This is a genomic window from Pseudomonas sp. GW821-FHT10C09 (assembly GCF_059415465.1).
In genome coordinates, this window is record NZ_JBWKNG010000004.1 from 279,121 (window position 1) to 287,899 (window position 8,779).

Sequence of the window (8,779 nt, forward strand, 5' to 3'; positions counted from 1 at the left end):
AGGCTCGCTCCCACAGGGGGATCTAGGTGGGTTGGCGAGGGAGGATGTAGCGCTCGATCGCCTGGGCCGCGCCATCTTCGGTGTTTGGCCCGGTCACCAGGTCGGCCTGACGCTTTACGGCCTCTTCCGCCTGCCCCATGGCAATCGACAGCCCGGCGCGATGAAACATCGCCGGGTCATTGCCGCCATCGCCCAACGCGGCGGTCTGCTCCAGCGCAACCCCGAGGTACTCGGCCAGTGTCGCCAACGCCGCGCCCTTGTTCGCCTGCATCGCTGTCACGTCCAGGTACACCGGCTGTGAACGCGAGACTTGGGCCTGGCCTTCGACCTTGGGCAGCAATTGCGCTTCCAGCTCGATCAGCAACCCGGTGTTATTGCTGGCCGCGACGATCTTGTCGATGCGTTCCAGGTACGGTTCGAAACTCTCCACCACCACCGGCGGATACCCCAGGCCATGCTGCTCCCGGGGAACCATCGGACCCTCGGCGTCCTTCAACAGCCAGTCGCCCCCGCTGAACACCCAGACTTCAATGTCCGGCAGATCGGCGAACTGCGTCAGAGTGGTGAGCGCAGCAGTCGCTGGCAAGTAATGAGCCACCAGCAAACTGCCGTCCGGGTTGACGATCGTGCCGCCATTGAACGCCGCCGTCGGCACATCGACGCCTAACGCTTCGATCTGCTGCAACATCGCTTTGGGCGGGCGCCCCGTGGCCAGGCTGAACAACACGCCCGCCTCGCGCAACGAACGGACCGCGGCAACGGTGCGCTGGCTGAGGGTGTGATCAGGCAGCAGCAACGTGCCGTCCATGTCACTGAGCAGAAAACGGATGGGTTGTTGCGTTGCGCCGGTCATCCGAGGCCGTGCCAGACGCGACCGTCACGGGTCAGCAGTTCATCAGCATCGACCGGGCCGTCCTCGCCTGCCGCGTAAGGCTGAACCGTTGCGTCCTGCTGCCAGGCGTCGAGGAACGGCTGGACGGCGCGCCAGCCGTTCTCGATGTTGTCGGCGCGCTGGAACAGCGTCTGGTCGCCGGTCAGGCAGTCATAGATCAGCGTTTCGTAGCCGGTGGACGGCTGCATTTCAAAGAAATCCTTGTAGGCAAAACCCAGCTCGATATTGGCCATCTTCAACGCCGGGCCGGGCCGTTTGGCCAACAGGTCGAACCACATGCCTTCGTTGGGCTGGATCTGGATCCGCAGGTAGGTCGGTTGCAACTCGTCGACCTCGGTGTCGCGGAACTGCGCATACGGCGCCGGTTTGAAGCAGATCACAATCTCGGTATCGCGCACGCTCATGCGTTTGCCGGTGCGCAAGTAAAACGGCACGCCGACCCAACGCCAGTTGTCGATCATGACTTTGAGCGCCACGTAGGTTTCGGTCGTGCTGTCGGGTGCCACGTTGTTTTCCTGGCGATAACCGGGCAGCGGGTTGCCGTCGACTTCGCCGGCGGCATATTGCCCGCGGACCGAGTTGGCCCGAGCCTCTTCGGTGGACCAGGGGCGAATGGCCCCCACCACCTTAGCCTTCTCGCCACGCACCGCATCGGCGCCAAACGCGGCCGGCGGCTCCATTGCCACCATCGCCAGCAACTGGAACAGGTGATTGGGCACCATGTCCCGCAGGGCGCCGGTGTGTTCATAAAAACTGCCACGGGTTTCGACGCCGACGGTTTCGGCGGCGGTAATCTGCACGTGGTCGATGTAATGGTTGTTCCAGAAGGCTTCGAACAGACTGTTGGAAAACCGGCTGATCAAAATGTTTTGCACGGTCTCCTTGCCCAGGTAGTGATCGATCCGGTAGATCTGGTTTTCCGTCATCACCTTGAGCAAACACGCATTCAAGGCTTCGGCGGTTTGCAGGTCGGAGCCGAACGGTTTCTCGATGACCACCCTTCGGAACGATTCAGGCGTTTCTTGCAGCAAACCCGCCGCGCCGAGCCGACGCACCACTTCGCTGAAGAAACGTGGCGCGGTCGCCAGGTAGAAGACCGCGTTGCCCGTGCCGCTGTCGGCGATTTTTGCCGCCAGCGCTTGATAAGTGCTGTCGTCCAGGAAGTCGCCCTGGACGTAGCTGATGCCTTGGGCCAGTTTGGCCCACACCTGCGGATCAAGGGCTTGATCGCCCTTGCCGACCTTGGCGGCCACTTCGGTTCGAATGAAGTCTTCGAGCTTGCGGGCAAAGGCATCGTCAGTGATGGCGTTGTGGTCAACGCCGATGATCCGCAATCCATCCCCCAGCAAACCGTCGCGACTCAGGTTGTACAGTGCCGGCATCAGCAGGCGCTTGACCAGGTCACCGTGGGCACCGAACAGGAACAGCGTGGTCGGTGGTGCGGGTTCTGCCTTGGATTTATTGCGGATCAGACGGGTCATTTTTTCGAAGTCTCCACGTGGCCGCCGAAGCCGAAGCGCTGGGCAGAGAGAATCTTGTCGCCAAAGGTGCCTTGACCGCGCGAACGGTAGCGCGAGAACAGCGAGTTCGACAGTACCGGTACCGGCACCGATTGCTCCATGGCGGCTTCGATGGTCCAGCGACCTTCACCGCTGTCAGCCACCGAGCCGGAATAGCCGTCGAGTTTCGGATCACTGGCCAGTGCGTCGGCGGTCAGGTCGAGCAGCCAGGACGAGACGACGCTGCCACGACGCCAGACTTCGGCGATGTCGGCGACGTTCAGGTCAAAGCGCTGGTCTTCCGGCAGGTTAGTGCTGGCCTTGGTCTTGAGGATGTCGAAACCTTCGGCGAAGGCCTGCATCATTCCGTATTCGATGCCGTTGTGAATCATCTTCACAAAATGACCCGAACCTGCAGGGCCGGCGTGGATGTAGCCACGTTCGGCGCGATCGTCATCGGACTTGCGGTCCTTGGTGCGCGGGATGTCACCCATGCCTGGTGCCAGGCTGGCGAACAGCGGGTCAAGGCGTTGAACTTCTTCGGCATCGCCGCCAATCATCATGCAATAGCCGCGCTCCAGGCCCCACACGCCGCCGGAGGTGCCGACGTCGATGTAGTGCAGGCCTTTTTCCGACAAGGTCTTGGCCCGGCGAATGTCGTCCTTATAGAAGGTGTTGCCGCCGTCGATGATGGTATCGCCGGCTTCGAGCAAGGTGCTCAGGGTCTCGATGGTGTCTTCGGTCGGTGCGCCGGCCGGCAGCATGACCCAGACCGCTCGCGGTTTGGCCAGGCCGGCGACCAGGGCCGGCAAGTCTGCGACGCCCGTGGCGCCCTCGGCAGACAGGGTATCGATGAAGGCGGTATTGCGGTCGTAAACGACAGTGGTATGCCCATTGAGCATCAGGCGCCGCGCAATATTGCCGCCCATGCGGCCCAGTCCAATGATCCCGAGTTGCATGTGCTGATGCTCCCTACTACAAATAATGTGTGTCAAAGGTTATAGCCCAACGTGAGTCATGGGGTTTAGTCCAGAGCGTTGGCACATAGTTTCCGGGCATTGTGCCCGATCCTGATTGATAACGTCGGTAATCGCGCCGAAGACACAGCGACCATGAAAAATAAAAAAGTTCCCTTGTGAGGCAAAAGAAATCAAAATCAGCGCCGATAGTAGATGAGCACCCGCTTGCAAGGGGCGGATCTACAGTTGAGTCAACCATTTGCGAGGTGAGCAATGGGCACAGTACACGCAGCACGGCCAGCACAGACCCTTTACGTTACGATTCGTCGGGATGAATTGCGTCAATTGAAAGAAGAGCGCGACCTCTTGAAGCAGGAACTCGCGCAACTGCGCCAACTGACTCAAGGCACTCAATCGCCCTCCTTGCCCGTTACCCAACGCGCACCTCACGCCTGATCTTTCAGGTGAATCGGAGACAGCCTGGCGCTGTTTCCGACCTCGTTTTGCCCCCGCGATCTCCGCCGTTTCACAAATTTTTCACAAATACTGACTGATAATTCCGTTCATTATGGCCGCCCGGTTCTCGTGTGGTTTCCGTTCGTCGGCAAGGGATGGCACGACGGTCGAAGTGATTTTGGCTGGAGCGTTGAATGGCATTGCTTAAACGCAGCACTACGTCTGCGAAAGGTTTCGATTGGGCAGGATTTCTCTGGTTATTCCTGTTCTTCTGGTATTTCTCCGGCATTACCCAATTACTCATTCAACTGACGGGAACCTCGGGTTTTACCGGGTTCCGCCAGGCGTTTGTGATGAGCGCCATCTGGCTTGCGCCGATGCTGTTGTTCCCTAAACAGACGCGCGTGATGGCGGCGGTGATCGGCGTCGTGCTGTGGGCCTGCTCGATGGCCAGCCTGGGTTACTTCTTTATCTACCAGCAGGAGTTTTCCCAGAGCGTCATCTTCATCATGTTCGAGTCGAACATCTCTGAAGCTGGCGAGTACATGACCCAGTATTTCGCCTGGTGGATGGTCGCGGCGTTCCTCGCCCACACGCTGTTCGCCTATTTCCTGTGGACTCGCTTGCGCCCGGTCGTATTGCCGCGCTGGCAGGCGCTGGTCGCCGCGACCGCCATTGTCGTCGCCGTGGTCGGTTACCCGCTGGTCAAACAGACCGCGCGCACCGGCAGTTTCGCTGAAGGTTTCGAGAAATTCGAAACCCGCATCGAGCCTGCCGTGCCTTGGCAGATGGCCGTGGCTTATCACCGCTATCTGGAAACCCTGGCGGGCATGCAGGACATGCTGCACAGCGCGAGCAAGATTCCACCGCTGAAAAACCTGACGGACACCATGGCCAACCAGCCGGCGACCCTGGTGCTGGTGATCGGCGAGTCCACCAACCGTCAGCGCATGAGCCTCTACGGCTACCCGCGTGAAACCACGCCGGAACTGGACAAGCTCAAGGATCAACTGACGGTCTTCGACAACGTCATCACCCCGCGCCCTTACACCATCGAGGCGTTGCAACAGGTGCTGACCTTCGCGGACGAAGAAAACCCGGACCTTTACCTGTCCACGCCGTCGCTGGTCAGCATGATGAAACAGGCGGGCTACAAGACGTTCTGGATCACCAACCAGCAGACCATGACCAAGCGCAACACCATGCTGACGACCTTCTCCGAACAGGCCGACGAGCAGGTGTACCTGAACAACAACCGTAACCAGAACGCCGCCCAGTACGATGGCGACGTGATCGAGCCGTTCAACAAGGCACTGGCCGATGCCGCGCCGCGCAAGTTGATCGTTGTGCATTTGCTCGGCACACACATGAGCTACCAGTACCGCTACCCGCCGACATTCGACAAGTTCACTGACCGTAAAGGCGTGCCGGACGGCGTGCGCGACGACCAGGTGCCGACGTACAACAGCTATGACAACGCAGTCCTGTACAACGACTTCGTGGTATCGAGCCTGATCAAGGACTACGCCAAGTCCGATCCGAACGGCTTCCTGCTGTACCTCTCCGACCACGGCGAAGACGTGTTCGACTCCGTCGGCCACACCACCCTCGGCCGTAACGAGAACAAGCCGACCGCGCCGATGTACACCATCCCGTTCATGGCCTGGGCTTCGCCAAAATGGCGTGAAAACCATGACTGGAGCTTCGCCGCGGACCTGAGCCGGCCTTACAGCAGCTCGCAGCTGATTCACACCTGGGCTGACCTCGCCGGTTTGAGCTTTGATGAACTGGACCGCAGCAAGAGTCTGGTCAGCCCAAGCTTCAAGCCGCGCCCATTGCTGATCGGCAACCCTTATGAGCGCCAGGTGCGCCCACTGATCGACTTCAGCCTGATGAAGCCGAAAGTTGATCCGAAAGTCGTTCAACAGTAGATCCATTCAGGGGCCGATTCCGGCCCCTTTTGTTGTGCCCTGCGCAAGACATCTCCTCTCGGAAACATCTTAAAACGAGATCAATTCTCGTTTGTCGCTAAATCCCCTCTCCTCTCTTCGTCTTTGAACAAACGGAAATTTTCCATTGACGACAAGGAGTCGGCTGCGATGTTCGCGCCTATCACCCGTTCCATGACTTTGACCTTCGGCCTGTGCAGTGCCGCACTCAGCCCCGATGTGCTAGCCGAGACTGATCCCGACAAACAGCCTGCCACCCTTGAACTGGCCGCCACCAGCGTGTCCGCCGACAGCCTGGGCAGCACCACCGAAAACACCGAGTCCTACACCACCGGCGCCATGAGCACTGCGACGCGCCTGAACCTGTCGATCAAGGACACCCCGCAATCGGTGTCCGTGGTCACCCGCCAGCAAATGAACGATTTCAAACTCGACACGCTGTCCGAAGCCATGAGCCAGACCACCGGCATCGTGGTCCAGCACAATGATTCGGATCGGGTCAGCTATTCGTCCCGTGGTTATCCGATCACAAATTTCCAGATCGACGGGATGCTCAATACCTTCAGCTACATGAAGTCGGATTCGGACACCATCATCTACGATCGCATCGAAGTGGTTCGCGGCGCGACCGGCCTGACCACGGGTGCCGGTGATCCGTCGGCGACGATCAACATGGTGCGCAAACGACCGACCGCGCAATGGGAAGCGCAGAGCGGGGTCAGCGCTGGCAGCTATGACGATTACTACAGTTACGTGGACGTCGGCGGACCGCTGGCCTTCGATGGCCGCTTGCGCGGGCGCGGCGTGCTGGCGTATCGCGACAGCCATTCCTACCGCGACAAGTACCAACTGCAACGGGAAGTCGGCTACGGCATTCTTGAAGCCGACCTGACCGACGACACCCTGCTGGCAGTGGGTTACGACTATCAGGACAAACAGGTACAAGGCACCTCCTGGGGCACAGTCCCGTACTGGAACGCAGACGGCAGCAAGGCCAATCTGGGCCGCTCCACCAACATGGCCACGCCGTGGAGTTCCTGGCCACTGAAGGACAAGACAGCGTTCGCCACGCTGGAGCAGCAACTCGGCGCGGGATGGCACTTCAAGGCGGCCTACACCCATCGCGAGAGTGACACCGACGGCAAGATTTACTATGCCGGCGGCGGTTTCCCCGAGGCGGATCGCAGCGGCATGGTCGCCAACGTCAGCCACATGATCGGCACGCAAAAGATGAACGTGTATGACTTCAACGTGGCCGGGCCGTATTCGTTGTTCGGGCGCGAGCACGAAATGATGATTGGCTATGGCGAGTCGCAACGCAGCGAGGAAAATCCTTACACGGTGGATGGCGCACGGCCGTCGGATTACGAAAATGTCCCCGACTGGAAATACATGGGCGGCATTCCGAAATTCCCCGACACCGTCACCAGCCTGCAAGGTGCTGATGAAAGCACCCGACAAAAGGCCGGTTACCTGGCCACGCGCCTGACCCTGGCCGACGACCTGCACGCGGTACTGGGCAGTCGCTATGGCACGTGGGAAATCTCGAAAAAATCCAACAGTTACGACAACAACCTGCAACTGACCGGCGTCGAAACCACCCGCCAGCAGCACAACGACATGTGGACGCCCTACGCCGGCCTCCTCTACGACATCACGCCCGAGTACACCGCCTACGTCAGCTACACCGACATCTTCAAGCCACAAGACGCCCGCGACAGTAACCGCAAGTACCTCGAACCGGTGGTGGGCAGCAACTATGAACTGGGGCTCAAGGGCAGCCTGCTGGAAGAACGCCTCAATCTCGCCACGGCACTGTTCTGGAGCAAGCAGGACAACGTTGCCGAACTTGATGACTCGGTGCCGCCGGACCCGGTCACCGGTGAGGAGTTTTTCAAATCGGGCGGCAAAGGCAACAAGGTCCAGGGCTTTGAAGCCGAAGTCTCCGGCGAGGTCATGGCAGGCTGGAACATGACGGCCGGTTACACCTACACCCACTCGGTCAATGGTGAAAAGCAACGCACCAACACGCCGCAACCGCTGAACATGCTGCGGCTGTCCACAGCGTACCACCTGCCCGGCGAGTGGCAGGCCCTGACCGTCGGTGGCGCGGTGAACTGGCAAAGCGACGTCTACCGCGCGGCCAGGCGCCCGGTCGGACGTGGCACCGATGGCGAGGTGATCACCGCCAGCGCGAACATCCGCCAGGAGGCCTACAGCGTGGTGAAGTTGATGTCGCGGTATGAATTCGACCGGCACCTCTCGGCATCGCTGAACGTCGATAACCTGTTCGACACCAAGTATTACGACAACGTCGGGTTCTATAACGGCGTGTTTTGGGGCGACCCGCGTACCGTTACATTGAGCCTGGACTGGAAGCTCTAGCGTGCTCATTCCCATTTGACGGAATCGGCAGATAATGTCCCTGCGACATTGCTTCATGGACGAAAGGCCCTGAACCCGTAATGGGAGGCACCCATGAAATATACGACCCTGATCGTTGCTGGCCTGATGATGTTCGGCTCAGTCTCTGCCTTTGCAGAATACGGCTCCGAACGCATGCGGTATTACTACGAGACGTTGCATCTCGCCCAGCAAAAGGCAAATGGCTTCGAGATCAAAAATATTGAACTGCGTGTTCCAAGCGATCAAACCGCACAAGTGACCGAAAACTACAAACCGAAGTAATCGAAGCCAGCCGGGCGTCCTGATGGACGCCCTTTTTTATGGTTCTTCACGGAATCCCGGGAAACACAGAAACAAGAACGCCGATTTGATTGATGATGTTCGTGCGAGCAAACACATCTAACAAACCGGCGTTCTTATGCGCGATATTAATACTTTCCTCCCGTTTTGGGAGGGCTTTTCTGTCGTCACGATCAAGCCTGATGGTGATGCCCTACGGATCGAGCTGACTCCCCACGCCACCCGATTTCCTTCCTGTGGTGGCTGCCAAAAGCCTTGTTCAACCACTCATGAGTATTGCGAGCGAACCGTTCGCGATTTGCCCATTCTCGGCCGCGC

General features: G+C 59.3%; 7 protein-coding genes and 1 pseudogene. 5 read left to right on the forward strand and 3 right to left on the reverse strand.

Annotation, left to right across the window (positions count from 1 at the left end; all coding sequences use genetic code 11):
* Positions 1-22: 22 nt before the first annotated feature.
* The 3 genes from AC07N8_RS05745 to gnd are packed head-to-tail and all read right to left on the reverse strand — an operon-like array spanning position 23 to position 3,350.
* Entirely contained in the window at positions 23-853 is an 831-nt protein-coding gene (locus AC07N8_RS05745; protein ID WP_483842077.1) for an HAD family hydrolase, read from the reverse strand.
* Positions 850-2,373: a glucose-6-phosphate dehydrogenase gene (gene zwf / locus AC07N8_RS05750; protein ID WP_483842078.1), complete on the reverse strand. Its 1,524-nt coding sequence runs from the start codon at positions 2,371-2,373 to the stop codon at positions 850-852. The genes AC07N8_RS05745 and zwf overlap by 4 nt, the downstream gene beginning before the upstream one ends.
* Entirely contained in the window at positions 2,370-3,350 is a 981-nt protein-coding gene (gnd, locus tag AC07N8_RS05755) for a phosphogluconate dehydrogenase (NAD(+)-dependent, decarboxylating) (RefSeq protein WP_483842079.1), read from the reverse strand. Before gnd ends, zwf begins: the two co-directional genes overlap by 4 nt.
* 273 nt (positions 3,351-3,623) lie before the next feature.
* Here gnd and AC07N8_RS05760 point away from each other — a divergent pair, with 273 nt between their 5' ends.
* From AC07N8_RS05760 to AC07N8_RS05780, 5 genes and pseudogenes are all read left to right on the forward strand, one after another.
* Positions 3,624-3,806 (forward strand): DUF6026 family protein, encoded by a 183-nt coding sequence (locus AC07N8_RS05760; protein WP_081743948.1) that lies wholly within the window; start codon positions 3,624-3,626, stop codon positions 3,804-3,806.
* 194 nt (positions 3,807-4,000) lie between these two features.
* Positions 4,001-5,737, forward strand: a complete 1,737-nt coding sequence (locus tag AC07N8_RS05765) for a phosphoethanolamine transferase CptA (RefSeq protein WP_483842080.1) — start codon at positions 4,001-4,003, stop codon at positions 5,735-5,737.
* 168 nt (positions 5,738-5,905) lie between these two features.
* Positions 5,906-8,140 (forward strand): TonB-dependent siderophore receptor, encoded by a 2,235-nt coding sequence (locus tag AC07N8_RS05770; RefSeq protein ID WP_493141584.1) that lies wholly within the window; start codon positions 5,906-5,908, stop codon positions 8,138-8,140.
* Positions 8,141-8,233: 93 nt separating this feature from the next.
* The gene (locus AC07N8_RS05775) at positions 8,234-8,443 is read left to right on the forward strand and encodes a hypothetical protein (RefSeq protein WP_493141582.1); all 210 of its coding nucleotides are present in this window, start codon (positions 8,234-8,236) and stop codon (positions 8,441-8,443) included.
* Positions 8,444-8,579: 136 nt separating this feature from the next.
* Positions 8,580-8,779 (forward strand): annotated as a pseudogene (locus AC07N8_RS05780) (ISL3 family transposase); the annotation flags it as partial.